The organism is Streptomyces rishiriensis, from assembly GCF_003112535.1.
Classification (GTDB): Bacteria; Actinomycetota; Actinomycetes; order Streptomycetales; family Streptomycetaceae; genus Streptomyces; species Streptomyces rishiriensis.
The window spans coordinates 242,749-261,230 of the sequence record NZ_BEWA01000006.1 but is presented as its reverse complement, the minus strand read 5'-3'; the positions used below and the strand labels follow the sequence as shown (position 1 = coordinate 261,230).

General features: G+C 68.1%; 11 protein-coding genes. 8 read left to right on the top strand and 3 right to left on the bottom strand.

Annotated features, from left to right (window positions below; genetic code table 11):
- Positions 1-10: 10 nt before the first annotated feature.
- The 4 genes from Sri02f_RS12495 to Sri02f_RS12480 all read left to right on the top strand — a co-directional run bounded on the left by Sri02f_RS12495 (position 11) and on the right by Sri02f_RS12480 (position 6,150).
- A complete protein-coding gene (locus tag Sri02f_RS12495; protein ID WP_109001207.1) occupies positions 11-1,666 on the top strand; it encodes an ABC transporter substrate-binding protein in 1,656 nt (551 codons plus the stop codon).
- Positions 1,663-3,171 carry a GH39 family glycosyl hydrolase gene (locus Sri02f_RS12490; protein ID WP_109001206.1) on the top strand — a complete coding sequence of 503 codons (1,509 nt, stop codon included), beginning with the start codon at positions 1,663-1,665 and terminating at the stop codon, positions 3,169-3,171. The genes Sri02f_RS12495 and Sri02f_RS12490 overlap by 4 nt, the downstream gene beginning before the upstream one ends.
- 247 nt (positions 3,172-3,418) lie before the next feature.
- Positions 3,419-4,102, top strand: coding sequence for a hypothetical protein (locus Sri02f_RS12485; RefSeq protein ID WP_109001205.1), 684 nt, complete (start codon positions 3,419-3,421; stop codon positions 4,100-4,102).
- A complete protein-coding gene (locus Sri02f_RS12480; protein ID WP_109001204.1) occupies positions 4,099-6,150 on the top strand; it encodes a beta-galactosidase in 2,052 nt (683 codons plus the stop codon). Before Sri02f_RS12485 ends, Sri02f_RS12480 begins: the two co-directional genes overlap by 4 nt.
- Here the strand turns inward: Sri02f_RS12480 and Sri02f_RS12475 are convergent.
- From Sri02f_RS12475 to Sri02f_RS12465, 3 genes are all read right to left on the bottom strand, one after another.
- On the bottom strand, positions 6,144-8,138 hold the full coding sequence (locus tag Sri02f_RS12475; protein WP_109001203.1) for an alpha-glucuronidase: 1,995 nt from the start codon (positions 8,136-8,138) through the stop codon (positions 6,144-6,146). The genes Sri02f_RS12480 and Sri02f_RS12475 overlap by 7 nt on opposite strands.
- Positions 8,139-8,463: 325 nt before the next feature.
- Complete coding sequence (locus Sri02f_RS12470; RefSeq protein ID WP_109001202.1) at positions 8,464-8,988, bottom strand: hypothetical protein; 525 nt, start codon at positions 8,986-8,988, stop codon at positions 8,464-8,466.
- A 107-nt stretch (positions 8,989-9,095) separates the two neighbouring features.
- A complete protein-coding gene (locus Sri02f_RS12465) occupies positions 9,096-12,938 on the bottom strand; it encodes a GH92 family glycosyl hydrolase (RefSeq protein WP_167467534.1) in 3,843 nt (1,280 codons plus the stop codon).
- A 381-nt stretch (positions 12,939-13,319) separates the two neighbouring features.
- On the opposite strand from Sri02f_RS12465, the gene ngcE reads away from it, so the two are divergent.
- The 4 genes from ngcE (at position 13,320) to Sri02f_RS12445 (ending at position 18,474) form a co-directional block, all read left to right on the top strand.
- Entirely contained in the window at positions 13,320-14,813 is a 1,494-nt protein-coding gene (gene ngcE / locus Sri02f_RS12460) for an N-acetylglucosamine/diacetylchitobiose ABC transporter substrate-binding protein (RefSeq protein WP_245970610.1), read from the top strand.
- A 44-nt stretch (positions 14,814-14,857) separates the two neighbouring features.
- On the top strand, positions 14,858-15,784 hold the full coding sequence (locus tag Sri02f_RS12455; protein ID WP_109001201.1) for a carbohydrate ABC transporter permease: 927 nt from the start codon (positions 14,858-14,860) through the stop codon (positions 15,782-15,784).
- Between the two features lie 2 nt (positions 15,785-15,786).
- The gene (locus Sri02f_RS12450; RefSeq protein WP_109001200.1) at positions 15,787-16,719 is read left to right on the top strand and encodes a carbohydrate ABC transporter permease; all 933 of its coding nucleotides are present in this window, start codon (positions 15,787-15,789) and stop codon (positions 16,717-16,719) included.
- A 555-nt stretch (positions 16,720-17,274) separates the two neighbouring features.
- The gene (locus tag Sri02f_RS12445) at positions 17,275-18,474 is read left to right on the top strand and encodes an ROK family transcriptional regulator (RefSeq protein ID WP_109001199.1); all 1,200 of its coding nucleotides are present in this window, start codon (positions 17,275-17,277) and stop codon (positions 18,472-18,474) included.
- Positions 18,475-18,482 lie beyond the last annotated feature (8 nt).

Genomic DNA, 18,482 nt, shown 5'->3' with positions numbered 1-18,482 from the left:
AGGAGTCTCCGTGAAGAACACAGGCCAGCTGTCACGACGACAGATGCTGTCCGCCGCAGGCTTCGTCGGCCTCGCGGCCCTCACCGGCTGTGGAAGCGGAGGAGACGGAGGTGACACCAAAGACCTCTCCAAGAAGCAGAACGGAGCGATGAAGGAGTACCGCGTCGGACAGCAGTTCAAGGCGTCGAAACCGATTTCCTTCTCCATTCTGCACAACAACAACCCCGTCTACCCGATGAAGGAAAACTGGATCTTCTGGAAGGAGCTCACCCAGCGTACCGGGATCACCCTGAAGCCGATCGCCGTCCCGCTGAGCGATTACGAGAAGAAGCGCAGTGTCCTCATCGGGGCGGGCGACGCCCCGTTCCTGATCCCCAAGACCTATCATCCGTCGGAGGTCGCCTTCGTCTCCTCGGGTGCGATCCTCCCGGTCAGCGAGTATGTGCACCTCATGCCCAACTTCCAGGACAAGGTCAGAAAATGGAAGCTGGAGCCCGAGCTCGATTCCATCCGCCAGTCCGACGGAAAGTACTACCTGCTCCCCGGCCTGCACGAGAAGGTCAAATCCGGCTACTCCCTGTCGTTACGTACGGACGTCCTCGGCAAGCTCGGTCTGAACCTGCCCACGACCTGGGACGAGGTCTACGACGTCTTCAAGGCGATCAAGGCCGAACACCCGGATCTCTATCCCTTCTCCGACCGCTGGAGCACCAACACTCCCTTCCCGGCCGCCGCGTTGCTCAGCTATCTCGGCCAGGCGCACGGTGTGAAGGCCGGCTGGACCTACGACAACATCAGTTTCGACACGAAGGCCGGAGAGTTCGTCTTCACCGGTGCCACGGACGGATACCGCCAGGTGGTCGAGTACCTGAGGAAACTGGTTGCTGAAAGACTGATGGACCCGGAGAGCTTCACCCAGACAGACGACGAAGCGGTTCAGAAACTTCTCGGCCAGAAGTCTTTCGCGATCAGCGCCAACCCCCAGGAGCTGGTCCAGAACTACCGTTACAACCTGGAAAAGCAGGTCAAGGGCGCGAAGATCGAGATGGTGCCGGTTCCACTCGGCCCGGCCGGCCCCGTGGTGATGGGCGGTGCTCGCCTGGAGAACGGCGTCATGATCTCCACCAAGGCCCTCAAGAGCGACACCTTCGTCGCGATGATGCAGTTCGTCGACTGGCTCTGGTACTCGGACGAGGGCCAGCGGTTCGCCAAGTGGGGTGTGCAGGGCACCACTTACACCTATTCGGGCAGCCAGTACAAGCTCGAGCCCGGCATCAGCCTCATGGGATCGGACCCGGACGCGCCGAAGGACTTGCAGAAGGACTACGGGTTCTTCAACGGCGTGTTCACCTACGGCGGCAGTTGGGCGCTGGTGTCCTCGTCCTTCAGTCCGGACGAGAAGAGATTCCAGGACGCCATGGCTCAGCGTAAGCAGCTGCCCATCGACCCGGCCCATCCGCTGCAGTCCGTGGAACAGGAGCAGGCCTCGCTCTGGGACACCCCCTTGAGGGACCACGTCACCCAGAACATGCTCAAGTTCGTCCTCGGAAAGCGCCCACTGTCCGAATGGGGCGACTACGTGACCGAGCTGAAGGCCAAGAACATGGATCGGCTCGTCGGGCTGCACAACAAGGCGCGCGAACGCTTCAAGAAGGAGAACGGATGATCCGCGTCCCTGCCGATCCGACGGGACGGTTCTCCGACGCCTGGCGACACTGCGTCGGCACCGGCCGAGTGGAACTGGCCCTACGCCGCGACTACCAGGACTCCCTCCGCCTGCTGCAGCGTGAAATCGGTTTCCGGCACATCCGCGGTCACGGCCTGCTCAGCGACGGCATGGGCGTGTACCGGCCTTACGACCTCGAAGGGGCTCGCCGAGTCCACCACTCCTTCACCTATGTCGACCAGGTGCTCGACGCTTACCTGGAAACCGGTATCAGGCCGTTTCTGGAGCTCGGGTTCATGCCCGCCGCGCTGGCCTCCGGCGAACAGACGGTCTTCTGGTGGCGCGGCAATGTCACCCCGCCACGCTCTCCCCACGAGTGGGCCGACCTGGTGCGTGCGACTCTCACCCACCTCGTCGACCGCTACGGTCTCGACGAGGTCCGGCACTGGCCCGTCGAGGTGTGGAACGAACCCAACCTGCGCGACTTCTGGCAGGACGCGGACGAATCGGCATACCACCGGCTGTACGAGATCACCGCGCGCACGGTCAAAGACGTGGACGCCGGTCTCCAGGTCGGAGGCCCCGCGATCTCGCCCGGTGCCGATGACTGGCTGGAGAGGTTCGCCGAGTTCGCCGAGCGCCGGGACGTCCCGGTCGACTTCGTGTCGAAGCACGCCTACACCTCGGGGCCGGCCCAGCATGTTCCGTTCGGCGCCCACCAGGCACTCGCCCCGGCCTCCGACCTGCTCGACCAGTTCGCCGCTCCCCGTGAACGCCTCAAGGGCACCGCACTGGCCGGCTTGCCCCTGCACATAACGGAGTTCAACTCCTCCTACCGGCCCGACAATCCCATCCACGACACCGCGTTCCACGCCGCCTACCTCGCTCCCGTGCTCGCCCACGGAGGCGACCTCGTGGACTCCTTCTCCTACTGGACGTTCAGCGACGTGTTCGAGGAAATCGGCGTCCCCACGGCTCTCTTCCACGGCGGCTTCGGACTGCTCACCCACCGGCAGGTCAAGAAACCGACCTACCACCTGTACGCCTTCATGGCCCGGATGGGGCCCGATCTGCTGGCCCGAGGCGACGACCACCTCATCACCCGCCATGCGGACGGCCGGATCGCGGTCCTGGCCTGGGCCCCCGTAGACCCGACGGGCCTGACCGCGGGCCCCGACCGGCATGCGTTGCGCCTGTCGCTCCCGGTCGCTGCCCGGGAGGTCTTCGTCCGCCGGTCCTCCGTCGACGAGGACCGGGGAAACGCGTACACCGCCTGGCGTCACATGGGCAGTCCACGCTCGCCGCGACCCGGGCAGCTGGACGTCCTCCACGAGGCTGCCGAGCCCGCCCGCAGCCACCGGCGGCTCTCCGTCCAGGAAGGGCGCGCCGAGCTGGACCTCACCTTGGCCCGCCATGAGATCACCCTCGTGGAGATCACACCGGTGACCGACGAGACACCGCCCTGGTGGGACGAGCAACGGTTGCTGGGCCGGTCGACGCCATGAGCGAGGCAAACACTTCGAGACCGCTTTCCCGTCGGCCTCCTCCCACCGTCCGCACCGTGGGGAAACCGGAACGCTCCCACCCTGAACGATCTCGAAATCGGTTTCCCCATCGGTTACACCCCGTCGCCTCCCCCCGCGTCCCGCTCCCCTTCCCGTTTCTAGACCCGTTCCCCCTCCCGTTTCTTCCCCTTCCCCTTCCCCTTCCCCTTGTCCGAGTCCGCCCTCGAGCGTCCGCCAGGGGGACCGCATGAGCACCGTGAACACCTTGGGTTTCGGCACAGGGCCGCTTTCCCGGGCGGCCGCCCTCCTGCACACCCTGCTCACGGTCGAGGCCCTGTTCCTCGCAACGGCGGCCCCAGGTCTGGCCGGTCTGCTCGCTCTGGGCCCCGACCCCGCCAACCTGCCCCTCGCCGCCGTCTGCGTCCTACCGCTCGGCCCGGCCGTCTCCGCCGCGCTGTACGCCTTGCACCACCGCAGCCGTGACCTCACCGACCTGCACCCGGCCCGGGCGTTCAGGCGCGGTCTGCGCCTGAACGCATGGCCCGCGCTGAGACTCTGGGCGCCGCTGTCGACGTGGCTGACCGTGATCGTCTTCACCCTCACCCACTTCGCGGCCACGGGCCTGCCGGTCTGGTGGGCGATGCTCCTCGGCGTCATCGGCGTGGCCGGCCTGCTCTGGGGGGCTCATGCGCTCGTCATCACCTCGTTGTTCACGTTCCGTGCCCGGGACACCGCCCGCCTCGCCGCGTACTTCCTGCTCCGGCGGCGGCGCGTCACCCTTGCCGCGGCATCGCTGCTGGGGCTGGCCGCCGGTCTGACCGTCGTGCTCACGGAGGCGCTGACCGTTCTGCTGGCCGCGCCGCTGCTGCTCTCCCTGCTGCAGTCGAGTCGCCCGGTGATCGTCGAGACCCAGGAGGACTTCACCGCATGACAGAGCACGAACCCGGAAACGACGGCCGACTCCCGTGCACGGCCAAGGTTCCGTATGGCGGGGACTACAACCCCGAACAGTGGCCGCGGGACGTCCAGGACGACGACCATCGTCTGTTCACGCAGGCCGGCGTCGACACGCTCACCGTCGGCGTCTTCAGCTGGTCGGTGATGCAACCCGCCGAGGACGTGTACGACTTCACCGTGCTCGACGGCATCCTGGACCGGGCCGCCGCCGAGGGTCGCCAGGTGTGTCTGGCCACCGCGACGGCCGCAGTCCCGCCCTGGCTCGCGAAGAAGTACCCCGAGGTCAATCGCACCGACTTCGAGGGGCGCCGTCACCGGTACGGGCAACGGCACAACTTCTGCCCCAGTTCACACGCGTACCGTCGACTGTCCACGGCGCTGGCCGCCCGGCTCGCCGAACGCTACGCGCACCACCCCGCGTTGCTGGCCTGGCACATCAACAACGAGTACGGCGGATCGTGTTACTGCAACGTGTGCACCCAGGCCTTCCGCGGCTGGCTGCGAGAACGGCACGGCACTCTCGACGCTCTCAACGACGCGTGGTGCACGACGTTCTGGTCGCACCGGTTCACCGACTGGGACGAGGTGGAGCCGCCGAGCGTGCTGACCGAGCACTGGCGCGGCCCCGATCACACCGCTTTCCAGGGCATCACCCTCGACTACCAGCGTTTCATGACCGACGCTCTGCTCGGCTGCTTCACCGCGGAGAAGGACGCCATCCGCCTCTACGACCCCGACACGCCCGTCACCACCAACCTCATGGGCGCCTACCGTCCGATCGACTACCACCGGTGGGCGCCGCACCTCGATTTCGCTTCCTGGGACAACTACCCGCCCCTGGACGCTCCGCCCACACGGCCGGCCCTCGCCCACGACCTGATGCGCGGCCTCAAGGACGGGGCGCCCTTCTGGCTCATGGAACAGACGCCCTCCACCACAGCCTGCCGCGACGTCAACCCGCTGCGCCGTCCGGGCGAGCTCCGGCTCGCCACCTGGCAGGCCATCGCTCATGGCGCGGATGCCGTCCTCTACTTCCAGATGCGCGCCTCACGCGGTGCGTGCGAGAAGTACCACGGCGCGGTCATCGGCCACGCGGGCCGCGACGACACCCGGGTGTTCACCGAAGTGGCTCACCTGGGCGCCGAGTTGGGGCGGCTGGGCGCGATCACGCTCGGCGCCCGGACGCCTGCCCGCACCGCCCTCCTCTTCGACTGGGAAAGCTGGTGGGCTCTGGAGATCTCCGACGGCCCCTCCCGGCTGATCCGCTACCCGGACGTCGTACACGCTTACTACCGTGCGGCTCGGGAGGCGGGCGCGGACGTCGACGTCGTTCCGGTGACCGCGGACCTGACGTCGTACGACGTGGTCCTCGCGCCGGTGCTCCACCTCGTCAAGGGGGACCTGGCAACGCGCCTGGAAGCGGTTGCCCGGCGCGGCGGGACGGTACTCGCCACCTTCCTCACCGCCCGGTGCGACCAACACGACCGTGCCTTCCTGGCCGACGTCCCCGGCCCGCTGGCTCCCCTCATGGGGATCCGTGTCGACGAGTGGGACGCACGGCCAAAAGACGTCGTACAGCCGGTGCGACTGGGGGAGCTCACCGCTCAGGCAGGCCTCCTGTTCGAGATCGTCCGCCTGCGCGGGGCCGAGGCCGTCGCCGTGTACGGCGCGGACTTCTACGCGGGCACCCCGGCCGTGACCCGCAATCGCTTCGGCCCCGACGGAGGAGAAGGCTGGTATGTGGCGACGGCCCTCGACCGCCCCGGCGTCGACCATGTCGTGCGGCGCGTCCTGGCACGTCACGCGCTCGTCGGCCCGTACGCCGACCACCGCGCCGTGGAGACGGCCACCCGCGTCGCTCCCGACGGCGCTTGCCTGTTCTTCCTGCTCAACCACGGTTCGACGTCGACCGACGTGGCGGTCCATGCCGCGGCGAGGGACCTCCTCACGGGCAAGCGGCTCGACCAAGGCGACGTCCTGACCCTGGACCCGCTCGGCGTGGCCGTGCTCGTGCTTCAGTAGATCGTGCGCCCCCGTTCGTCGGGGATGCCCGACTTCCGCAGGAAGTAACTGTTCACCTGATCCCGCCACTCCCGTGCGCCGCGTACCTGCTCGTCGTAGCGTTCCGCGACGCGCGCGTGCCGTGCCGGCTCCACCAGATCCGCGAGGCCCGCCCACACCCGGCGAGCCTCCTCCACCTCCTCGACGCCTTCGAAATGCGTGTCATAGATATGCTGCACAACCGTTTTCCCGCTCTTCAGCACATGCCCGTACGGCACATGGTGGAAGAACAGCAGCAACTCGTCGGGGCATGAGACCGCCGACTCGTACAAGGCCGACCAGGGTTCGCCGTACTGGCTTGCGTAACCGGTGCCGGTCGCCGCGCTCCGGTCGACGCCGATGCCGTCCCGGTCAGCGAAGTGATACGTCCCCCAGGGGCTGTACTCGTAGCCGTCGACGGCCGGGCCGTAGTGATGCCCGGGCTGCACCATGAAACCCACGCCCAGCGGGGCGGTGTACTTCTCATAGGTGCGCCAGGAGTTCCGCAGCACCGCGCGCAGGCCTGCCGTCAGCCGCTCGGGGGCGCTGGGGAAGGTGAGCGCTATCCACTCGTCCAGGATCCGAAGCGGATCGGCGTCCGGTCGCCAGGCGAGCCGGCCGAAGGTGTAGAGGTTCGCCTGGGCCAGCGGATGTCCCGTCCAGAACGGGTCGTCGCCGGCGTTGGACACCGCCACCGATCCGCCCGTCGCCAACTCGCCCACGGTCAAACCCTGTTCACCGCCCGGACGGAAGCGCAGCACCTCGCTCCACATCGGTCCGAGCCAGCACGCGTGCCGTTGCTGCCCGGTGTACTCCTGGGTGGCCTGCACCTCCACGGCGACCCGGGTCCGCTGAAGCGCGCCGAACACCGGCGAGACCGGTTCGCGGACCTGGAAGTCCATGGGCCCGTGCTTCACCTGCAGTACGGCGTTGGCGGCGAACTCACCGTCCAGCGGAGCGAAATGGTCGTACGCGGCGCGTGCGCGGTCCGTCGAGCGGTCCCGCCAGTCCTGGCGGTGGTCGTACACGAAGGCCCGCCAATGGACCGTGCCGTCGTACGGGGCCAGGGCCGCGGCCAGCATGTTCGCGCCGTCCGCGTGCGTGCGGCCGTAGGCGAACGGGCCCGGACGGCCCTCCGAGTCGGCCTTCACCACGAACCCGCCGAAGTCCGGGATCGCCTCGTACACGCCGCGTGCGGCCTTCGCCCACCAGGCGCGCACGGCGCCGTCCAGTGGGTCGGCGGTGGGCAGGCGCCCGAGGACGACCGGCGCGGCGAAGGTCACCGAAAGGTGCGTCCGGATGCCGTACGGACGCAACGCCTCGGCGATCTGCGCCACCTCGCCGATCCGGTCGGTGAGCAGGTGCGCCTCGACGTCGTGCACGTTGACGTTGTTGACCGAGACGGCGTTGACGCCGCAGGCCGCCAGCAGCCTGCCGTACGCCCTGACGCGCTCGGTGTCACCACGGGCCCGGCCGTCCTGCCAGAACAGCGAGCCGCCGGCGTATCCTCGCTCCACCTGCCCCATGACCGGATGCACCGCCACGTTGTCCCAGTGGTCCAGCATCCGCAGAGCCGTCGCAGGCCGGTGCGCCTCACGCGGGCGCGTACCGCGGAAGGCGTCCTCGCCGAGCCGTACGACGTGGAACAGCCCGTACAGCAGCCCGCGGTGGCCGGCCGCCGTGACCGTGGTCGTCCCGGCGGCACGTGCGTAGAGGAACCCCTCCTCGCCGATCTCCGCGCCGTCGTCACCGGCCACACGCAGGACGAGGTCGTACGAGGCGCTCGTCGCGTCCCGTACGACCTGCCCGCCGAACTGTGCGCAGGCGAGGGCCACTTCGTCGTGCACCGTCTCCACCAGTGGCCCGGAGCCGTGGATCAGTGTCCGCCGGCTGCCCAGCGCCCGGAACGCGTCCGGCGGCAACCAGGCGGGGTCGACTCCCTCGGGGAGGACGGGCACGGTGCTCGGCATGATCCCTCCGGTGATGCGGTCCGACGTGGGGTCGTCGTCTGAATCGTGCCGGGCTCGCGGGACCAGCCCGGACCCGGTCGTGCTGACCGTGCCTCGCCTTGCCTTGCCTTGCAGAGGTGATTTTGGTCGCCGGGGGCCGCCCTGCTTCCGTCGTCCGCTGTGCGGGTACGACCCGGCGCGCAGCCTCCCGCCCGCCGACCCCGACCCCGATCCGACCCCGACTCCGACCCGATCCGGACCCCGACCCGATCCCGATTCCGACCCCGATCCGACCCCGATCCGACCCCGACCCGATCCGGACCCCGACCCGATCCGGACGAAGCGCCTACGCGATGGCTGCTCCGGTGCCGCGCGCGGCACCGATGAGGTCGGTGAGTCCTGCGTCGTCGTACACGGAAATGTCGACGTAAGCGCCTTCTGGCAGATCGAAGTCCTCCACCTCGTAGTCCACCACCGCCGAGGTTCCGGGCGGGCTGAAGGTGCCCAGGTTGCGGGTCGTTCCGCCGGACGTGTAGCTGACTTTGACGTAGAACGTGTCACCGTCGTTGGCGGTGTCGTACACCCACAGCTTCTCGTCGTTCGGGTGGAACTCCACCTTGCCGACGAACGCACTGCCCTTCGTCAGTTCCATTTTCACGGCGTAGCCGCCGGCGTCCTGCGCGAAGTACGTGTTGTCGAAGGGGTCGGTGAGGTTGCCGCCGCTGCACGGGCAGCCGTCGGTGTCGTAGTAGTAGGCGTGGAACGTGGGGTTCGGGCTGTACGCCTGAGCCGGCGCCGCGGTGGCGAAGAGCGCCCCCGCCGCGAGGGCCGCGCCCGCGAGCAGTCCCGTGAATCTTCTGGTGATACCCATTCCCGCTTCCCCCTTCGTCACGGACCGCGCGGTGTTCGCGCGCCGTCCGCTCATTCTGAAACACGGGTGACGCCCGGTACAGCGGAGGATCGCTGTTGGTTACCCGATCAGGACAACAACTCGACCTCCGCCAGGTGCAGTTCGGTCGCCGCTCTTCCCTCGGCCGCCCTGCTCCCGGTAACGCTTTCTCCATCGAGGACCAGCCGGTAGTGCCGGTACGCGCCGGGGCGGGCGATCGTGAAGACCCGTGTCTGGCGGTCCCATCGGAAGGTCTCACCGGAGCGCTCATCCAAGGCGGTCCACTCGACTCCGTCGGCGGAGCCCTGGAGCGCCCAACTGCCGGGAGACTGGGCGTGGTCGGCGGACGTCAGGGTGTACTGCAGCGCCTTGGTCCTCCCCGTCACCGGCAGGGAGAGCGTTCCCGACACCGCTTCCTGCGTTGCCGACGTGTCGTCGAACAGCGCGCCCCCGCCGCCCTTCAGCGCGTCCGTGCGGGGCGTCGGCGCCTTGTCGCCCCGGGTGATCGAGACCGGAGCCGCGTCCTTCCCGGCGCCCCATGCCGAGGGCCGCGCCCCCATGGCGAACTCCAGGACAGCGCCCTTGGCGAGGAGGGCGTGGGGAAGCGCTGTGGACGTCCAGGGACGGCCGTCGACCTTCAGCCCCTGCACGTAGACGTTCCTCGCGCTGTTCTTCGGAGCCTTGACCACCAGGTCCTTGCCGTTCTCCAGGTGCACGGTCGCCTTGGTGAACAAGGGGGAGCCGACCGCGTACTCGCCGCCGCCCATCACCAGTGGGTAGAAGCCGAGCGCGGAGAACAGGTACCACGCCGACTGCTCGCCGTTGTCCTCGTCACCGTGGTAGCCCTGTCCGATCGAGCTGCCGGTGTAGAGCCGGGAGAGCACCTCGCGCGACTTCGCCTGCGCCTTCCAGGGCTGCCCTGCCGCGTCGTACATGTAGATCGCGTGGTGGGCGACCTGGTTGGAGTGCCCGTACATGCCCATCCGCACGTCCCGGGCCTCGGTCATCTCGTGGATCACTCCGCCGTACGAGCCGACGAATTCCGGGGAAGCGGTTTCCGGAGTGGAGAAATAGTCATCGAGTTTCCTCGCCAGGCCGCCGCGGCCGCCGTACAGATCGGCCAGGCCCCGGCTGTCCTGCGGCGCGGTGAAGGCGTAGCCCCAGCCGTTGGTCTCGGTGTAGTCGTAGCCCCACACCCGCGGGTCGTAGGCGCCGGACGCCGTCCGCCAGTCGCCCTCGGCGTCCTTGCCCTGGAAGAACCCGGCCCGGGAGTCGAAGAGGTGGACGTAGCCCTGGGCGCGGTTCAGGAAGTAGTCGGACTCCTCCCGGTAGCGCTTCTCGCCGGTCTGCCGGTACAGGGCCTGTCCCATGCGCGCGATGCCGTAGTCGTTGAGATAGCCCTCCAGCGCCCACGACAGCCCCTCATGGGTGGCCGTGCTCGTGTAGCCGAGGAAGGGGGAAGTCGACATGCCCTTGCGGCCCACCCCGGAGACCGGGGGCACGACCGTCGCGTTCTTCAGCGCCGCCTCGTACGCCGCTGCGGCGTCGAAGCGCACACCCTTGACGAACGCGTCCGCGAAGGCCACGTCCGAGGACGTGCCGGTCATCAGGTCGGCGTAACCGGGGGAGGACCAGCGCGAGATCCAGCCGCCGTCCCTGTACTGCTGCACGAAGCCGTCGGTCAGCACGCCGGCCTGCGTCGGGGTGAGCAGCGTGTACGCGGGCCAGGTCGTCCGGTAGGTGTCCCAGAAACCGTTGTTGACGTACACCGTGCCGTCCACGATCTTCGCGCCGGTGTGCGTGGGCGTGTCGGGACCCGGCATCGGGGAGAACGGCGAGGCGTACCGGTACGTCGCACCGACCTTCTCGAAGCCGGAGTTGGGATACAGATACAGCCGGTACAGGCTGGAGTACAGAGTCGTCAGCTGGTCCTGGCTCGCACCCTCGACCTCCACCCTGCCCAGGAGTCGGTCCCACTTCTGCTGAGCCCGCGACTTGACCGTTTCGAAATCGGTGTCCGCCGGAATTTCCCGGCGGAGGTTGTCGCGAGCCTGGTCGACGCTGATGAGGGAGGTCGCCAGACGCAGGGTGACGGCGCGGTCGGCACCCGCGTTGAAACGCAGGTAACCCGTTACCCCGCTCGACGCCCCCTCCGTCACCGGCGCGTCGAACTCGCCGTACACGAAGAGCCGGGTCGCTCCCGTCGACAGCCCCGACTTCACGTCCGAGTAGCCGGAGACGACGCCGGCGTCCTTGTCGAGGGTGAGCCCGGCCTGGTCGGTGACGTTGTCGAAGACCACGCTCGCGTCCGCGCCCGGATAGGTGAAGCGCAGGGCGGCCGCGTGGTCGGTCGGGGCCAGCTCGGCCGTGAGACCGTTCTCGAAACGCACTCCGTAGTAGTACGGGCGAGCGGTCTCGTTCGTGTGCCGGAAGGCCAGCGCCCGGGCCGTCCGCCCGGTGGCCGGGACGCCTGCCGCGGCCGACGGCATCACCTGGAAGGTCTGCCGGTCGCCCATCCACGGACTCGGCTCGTGACTCGCGCTGAACGCCTGGATCGTGGGCAGGTTGTCCGCGTCGTTGCCCCGCGCGTAGTCGTACAGCCAGCCGAGCGACGACGCGTTCGTCACCGGCGTCCAGAAGTTGAAGCCATGGGGCACCGCCGTGGCGGGGAACGTGTTTCCGCGTGAGAAGCCGCCGCTGGAGTGGGTGCCACGCGTGGTCAGCGCATAGTCCGAGAGGTGCTCCTTCCTCGGCTCCGGGGCCGCCGCGCGCAGCGCGATGTCGTCCACCCAGCCCCGGAACCGGGCGGGCCCGCCGGGAGAGTCGTAGGCGAGCAGGATCCGGTCGACGGTCTTCCCGGCCGCCACCGCACCGATCCCGGAGACCACGTCGTTCCACTGGTTGACGTACAGCACCTTCGCCGCACCCTGTCCGCGGGGCGACAACGGGAACCCGTACTGGTCGCTCGCCCCGAGTCCGCTCAGATACGTCCCGTCCGTGAAGGCCAGGTCCACGGAGACGTGCGTGGCGGCGTAGTCCAGGTCGCCGTCCGCCATCGCCGGGTAGATCCGGTAGGACAGCCGGGTGCGCGAGCCGACCGGCACGTCGACGTCGAAGACCTTGTTGTACGAGTACGCCCGGCCGGCGGCGGTGTGCCGGCCCGCGTAGCGCAGGGCCCGTCGTCCGGTGAATCCGGCGCCGGCCTTCGCGGTCGGCGATCCGCTGGGGCCGCGGTCCACGACGGTGAGCATGTCCGGCGGCACGGGCCCGCCGCTGTCGCCCGTGCCGAACCGCACGTCCGCGAGTTGCAGGATCGGGGCGCCGTGGTTCCGCGAGATCTCCAGCCGGAAGTGCCGGTACTCGGCCGGGGCGTCGAGGCTGTAGGCGCGGGTCCGGAACCGCTCAGCAAACGTTTCCCCGGAGCGGCTGTCGAGCGGCGTCCAGGTGGCGCCGTCCGCCGAACCGGAGAGCGTCCAGTCGGCGGGATCGCGCTCGGCGAAGTCGTTCGCGGAGGTCAGCGCGTAAGCGCTTACCCGGGCCGGCCGGTCGAGGTCGAACTCCACCCACCCGTCGGCGGCGAAGGCGAGCCACTTGGTGCTCGCCTCGCCGTCCACGAGGTTCTCCTTCACCTCGCCGCCGGCCGCGTTCTCGGCGCTCGCCCGGACGTTCGTGACCCGGTCCGTCACGTCGCCCGGAAGCCCGCCGCCATACCCGCCGTCGACGCCCGAGGCGCGCTTGCCGCCGCCGGGTGCGGACTCGACGGTGCTCAGCCAGTCCGGGGCGCGTTCACCCGTCTCGAAGGACGAGGCGAAGCCCCGGTCGGGGAGCGATCCCCGGGCCGGCAGCGCGGCCGCCGTTCCCGGTGCGTCGCCGACCGTCATGACCAGAGCGGCCACGATCGCGACCGCCCACCACCGTCCAGACCGTTGCATGCGTGAGCACCCTCCCCGCGCCGGACCACGCCCGGGACAACGTTGTCCTCCTGGTTGCGCAGGAATCAGTAGGTGGGGAAGTGGACAGTGGTGTCAAGGACGTTGATTGCGTCAGCGGGGGGTCATTTCATGCAATTCTCTGGCAAGGCGCCCATCCGTCGGTCATATTTCCAGGAGGTCTCAACTCGGAAAAGACCCGTGGCCAACCTTGTATTCGATCTTGCTCCGTCGGCCAGGAATGGACTATACCTGTCGGCAATTCACTGTCCAGGCCGCGAGACCTCCGCACCACGCGCTCCGTACGACCCTGCTTGACCCGACCGCGGTGCCGGGAAGGATCCGGTGCACCGCCTGAGTCCTGGAGAAGGCGAGGACTTGAGCATGGGATCCCACTCCGAGTACGACCGTTTGGAACACGAGGGCTTTGGGGAGAGCGGTTTCGAGAAGAGCGGCGCCGTGGGTCTCGGCCGCAGAGATCTGATCCGGAGATCGGCGGCGCTGGGCCTGATCTCCGTCCCCGTGACGGGTTTTCTGGCCGCCTGCGCCAGCAGCGGCGCGGGTGGTGAGGACAAGGCCAAGGCCGGAAAGAAGACCGCCAAGAACCCCCTCGCGGTCAACGAGACCGCCCAGATGGAATTCGTCCTGTTCGACGGCGGTTTCGGCAAGGAGTACGCCGAGGACGCCGTGAAGATCTACGAGAAGAACTTCCCGCAGGCGAAGGTGAAGTTCTCGGCCACGCAGAAGATCCAGTCGACGCTCCAGCCCCGCTTCAACCAGGGCACCCCGCCCGACCTCATCGACAACTCCGGCGCCGAGCAGATGGACATGGGCGTCCTGGTGGGCAAGAAACAGCTCGCCGACCTCACGCCGCTCCTCGACGCCGCCTCCTACGACGATCCGAAGAAGAAGGTCCGGGACACACTGCGTCCCGGGATCGTCGAGATGGGCCAGTTCGACGGCGCCCCGGTCTGGATCCTGTACTACGCCTACACCGTCTACGGCGTCTGGTACTCGCAGAAGGCCCTCGCCTCGCTGGACGCCACGTATCCGCAGACCTGGGACGAGATGCTCGCGGTCTGCGCGAAGGCCAAGAAGAAGGGCATGGCCGGCTGGACATATGCGGGCAAGTACCCTTATTATCTCCCCTTCTCGCTCTACCCGATGATCGGCAAGGTCGGCGGCCGCGAAGTCCTCGACGCCATCGACAACCTGGAGCCGAACGCCTGGAAACACCCCGCCGTGAAGGCGTGTTTCGACGCGTACTACGAGCTTTACAAGAAGGGTTACATCCTCCAGGGCACCCCGGGGCTCGACCACATCCAGTCGCAGACCGCGTGGGCCAAGGGCAAGGCCCTGTTCATCCCCAACGGTTCCTGGGTGGAGAACGAGTCGGCGAACGTCATCCCGCAGGACTTCGACCTGGCGGTGTCCGCGCCCACCGGCATCGACTCCTCCGACAAGATGCCCTTCGGCACCATCTGGGCCTCCGGAGGCGAGCCGTTCGTCGTTCCCGCCAAGGCGCAGAACACCGCCGGCGGCATGGAGCAACTGCGCATCATGCTCAGCGAGGCGTCGTCGAAGAACTTCACCTCCAAGGTCAAGTCGCTGACCGCGTACAACGGCGGCACCGACGGCATCACGCTCACTCCCGGCCTGAAATCGGGCGTCGCCGCACTGGACAAGGCCGGCTCCAACGTGGTGAATCCCCGGCTGCAGGACTGGTACGTCCAGTTGCAGAAGGAGAAGATCGGGGTGTCCGGTCTGGGCGAGATGATGGCCGGACGGATCACGCCCGCCGAGGCGATCAAGAAGATCCAGGACTACGCCGACGCGACGGCCAAGGACACGTCGATCAAGCATTACAAGCACCAGTGACGACAGAAACACCGCGAAGCGTCCGCAAAAGCACCGGAGTGGCGATGCAGCACGGCAAGTACCGGTTCATCGTGGGGTTTCTCGCGCTGCCCCTGGGACTGTACGCGCTCTTCGTGGTGTGGCCGTTCATCCAGTCCATCTACTACTCGTTCACGGACTGGACCGGCCTCAGCCCCGAATTCAAGATGGTCGGCCTGGACAATTACCGCCGGATGCTGGACGACGACGTCTTCTGGAAGTCCCTGCAGCACAGTCTGATGTTCGCGATCGTGCTGCCGCTGGTGACGATCGGCCTGGCGCTGTTCTTCGCCTTCATGATCAATGTCGGCGGGCGGCGACGGAAGGGCGGCCCGGTCATCTCCGGCGTCCGGGGCTCCTCCTTCTACAAGATCGTGTACTTCTTCCCGCAGGTGCTCTCCATCGCCATCGTCGCGCTGTTGTTCAACTTCGCGTACAACCCGGACAGCGGTGCGATCAACTCGTTTCTGCGGGGGATCGGGCTGGACGGCGTCCAGCCCCTCTGGCTCGGCGACCCGGACCTCGCGCTGTGGTGCGTGATGGCGGTGCTCGTCTGGTCGACGGTCGGTTTCTTCGTGGTCCTGTTCTCGGCGGGCATGGCCTCCATCCCGGCGGAACTCTACGAGGCCGCGCTGCTCGACGGTGCGAACCGGGCCACGACGTTCTTCCGCCTCACCCTCCCGCTGCTCTGGGACACGGTGCAGTCGGGCTGGGTCTACATGGGCATTCTCGCGCTCGGCGCCGAGTCGTTCGCGGTCGTGCAGATCATGACGACCGGCCCGGGCGGTCCCGACTACTCGACGACCGTCATGGTTCTGTACGTGTACCAGAAGGCCTTCCGTGACGGTCAGGCCGCCTACGCCACCACCATCGGCGTCGCCCTGCTCATCGTGACGCTGGCCTTCGCCGCGGTCGTGCTGCGGCTGGGACGGCGCGAGCGGCTGGAGTACTGACGATGAAGACGACCGAGACCTCCGCGCCCCTGCCGGCCGACGCCGGCTCCGGCATGTCCGTCACGAAGGCCGGCCCGCCCTCGGGGAAGCCGCCGACGGCACAGAAAAGGGAAGGAAAGGTTCTCAACGCCTTTTCTCACGGCATTCTGGTCATCTGGGCGATCATGGTCGTGCTGCCCCTGCTCTGGGCGGTGATGACCTCCTTCAAGGACGACAGCTCCATCTTCGGCTCGCCCTGGTCGCTGCCGGACATGCTGCACTTCGACAACTGGACGCGGGCCTGGACCGAGGCCGACATGAGCGACTACTTCCTCAACACCGTCCTGGTGGTGGGCGGTTCGCTCATCGGCACACTGGTCCTCGGCTCCATGGCCGCCTATGTCCTGGCCCGCTTCGACTTCCCGGGCAACCGCTTCATCTACTACCTCTTCATCGGCGGCATGAGCTTCCCGATCATGCTGGCGCTGGTCCCGTTGTTCTATGTCGTGAACAACATGGGGCTCCTCAACACCATCCACGGCCTCATCCTGGTGTACATCGCCTACTCGCTGCCGTTCACGGTGTTCTTCCTGACGGCCTTCTTCCGCACGCTTCCCACATCCGTGGCGGAGGCCGCCTTCGTGGACGGCGCCTCGCACAGCCGTACGTTCTTCCAGATCATGCTGCCGATGGCCAAGCCCGGCCTGATCAGCGTCGGCATCTTCAACTTCCTGGGCCAGTGGAACCAGTACATGCTCCCGACGGTCCTCAACACCGACCCCGACAAACGTGTTCTCACCCAGGGGCTGGTCCAACTGGCCGTCAGCCAGGGGTACAAGGGCGACTGGTCGGGGCTGTTCGCGGGACTGGTGATGGCGATGCTGCCGGTGCTGGCCGCGTACATCGTCTTCCAGCGACAGGTGGTGCAGGGCTTGACGGCGGGCGCGCTGAAGTAGCGGCACGGCCGGGTCGGGACCGACAAGCTCGCCAGCCCGGTTTTCGCCCGGCTTTCGCCCAGGTTCCGCGCGTCGCGGCCGAGGAGCGCCGGGCCTGCTCCGCAGCTCGCCGGTCCTGCCCCGGGCCTGCTCCGAAGTCCGTCGGTCCGGCCTCGGGCCCGCTCGTACTCCCTGCCGCGCCGGACGCCCGAGCGGCCCCGCCGCTCGGCCCTCGGCCCTCGGCCTGCGCCTCCCCTTGGCCCGCACCCTTGTCCGAGCCGCCGTCCGAGCCGCCGTCCGGCCGCCGTCCGGGCCCGCTGGGGCGAGTGGGGGAGGGGCGATGGGCCGAAGCGGTGAGAGTGCGTGACGCGCTCTGCTTCGTCCCGCTCGCCACGCCCCGCACCCGGCCCCGCACACCCCGCGACCGACGGCTCGGCCACCCTCCGTGTCTCTTCGCACGCATGCGGATACTGTTCAACCTCTTGACGGGAGGCGACCCGAACAGCTCAGCTTAGAGTTCACTAGTTGGACATAGACGGGGCCTCATCGAAGCGGTCCCGCGCGCAGGAGGTCGTCGTGGAGACTCCGGGGTCGCAGTCGTCGCTGCACCGAGCCAACCTGGAGCGAGTCGTACGCGCCGTGCGCCTGGCCGGGTCCCTCACACAGGCGGAGATCGCCCGGACGACCGGTCTGTCGGCCGCGACCGTCTCCAACATCGTGCGTGAGCTCAAGGACGGCGGCACCGTCGAGGTGACGCCCACCTCGGCCGGGGGACGCAGGGCCCGCAGCGTCAGTCTGAGCGGTGACGCGGGCATCGTCATCGGGGTCGATTTCGGCCACACCCATCTCCGTGTCGCCGTGGGCAACCTGGCCCATCAGGTGCTCGCCGAGGAGTCCGAGCCCCTGGACGTGGACGCCTCGTCCACGCAGGGCTTCGACCGGGCGGAACAGCTGGTCAGCCGGTTGATCGAGGCCACCGGGGTGGACCGTACGAAGGTCGCGGGGGTGGGGCTCGGCGTGCCCGGGCCGATCGATCTGGAGTCCGGCACGCTCGGCTCCTCGGCCATCCTGCCCGGCTGGATCGGCACCCGCCCCGCCGAGGAGATGAAGGGCCGGCTGGGCGTCACCGTGCACGTGGACAACGACGCCAACCTCGGCGCCCTCGGCGAGATGGTCTGGGGCAGCGGCAGGGGCGTTCGTGATCTTGCATACATCAAGGTCGCGAGCGGTGTGGGGGCCGGTCTGGTGATCGACGGGAAGATCTACCGCGGTCCCGGCGGCACTGCGGGAGAAATCGGGCATATTACACTCGATGAGTCCGGCCCCGTCTGCCGCTGCGGAAACCGGGGCTGCCTGGAGACCTTCGCGGCCGCGCGCTATGTGCTGCCACTCCTCCAGTCCAGCCACGGCACGGATCTGACGATGGAAGGCGTCGTGCGGCTGGCCAGGGACGGAGACCCGGGCTGCCGTCGGGTGATCGCCGACGTCGGCCGACACATCGGCAGTGGAGTCGCCAATCTCTGCAACCTGCTGAACCCGAGCCGGGTGGTCCTCGGCGGCGATCTCGCCGAGGCCGGTGAGCTGGTACTCGGTCCGATAAGGGAGTCCGTCGGCCGCTATGCGATCCCGAGTGCGGCGCGTCAACTCTCCGTTCTCCCGGGGGCACTTGGGGGGCGTGCGGAGGTCCTCGGAGCACTTGCTCTCGCGTTGAGCGAGATGGGTGATTCGACCCTTTTGGACGGCACGCTGACCGCAGCGACACCCGCCTTCACTTAGAGAACGAA

Coding starts and splice junctions, on each gene's coding strand:
- Sri02f_RS12490 (WP_109001206.1), top strand. CDS start 1,663: ATGATCCGCGTCCCTGCCGATCCGACGGGACGGTTCTCCGACGCCTGG.
- Sri02f_RS12485 (WP_109001205.1), top strand. CDS start 3,419: ATGAGCACCGTGAACACCTTGGGTTTCGGCACAGGGCCGCTTTCCCGG.
- Sri02f_RS12480 (WP_109001204.1), top strand. CDS start 4,099: ATGACAGAGCACGAACCCGGAAACGACGGCCGACTCCCGTGCACGGCC.
- Sri02f_RS12475 (WP_109001203.1), bottom strand. CDS start 8,138: ATGCCGAGCACCGTGCCCGTCCTCCCCGAGGGAGTCGACCCCGCCTGG.
- Sri02f_RS12470 (WP_109001202.1), bottom strand. CDS start 8,988: ATGGGTATCACCAGAAGATTCACGGGACTGCTCGCGGGCGCGGCCCTC.
- Sri02f_RS12465 (WP_167467534.1), bottom strand. CDS start 12,938: ATGCAACGGTCTGGACGGTGGTGGGCGGTCGCGATCGTGGCCGCTCTG.
- ngcE (WP_245970610.1), top strand. CDS start 13,320: ATGGGATCCCACTCCGAGTACGACCGTTTGGAACACGAGGGCTTTGGG.
- Sri02f_RS12455 (WP_109001201.1), top strand. CDS start 14,858: ATGCAGCACGGCAAGTACCGGTTCATCGTGGGGTTTCTCGCGCTGCCC.
- Sri02f_RS12450 (WP_109001200.1), top strand. CDS start 15,787: ATGAAGACGACCGAGACCTCCGCGCCCCTGCCGGCCGACGCCGGCTCC.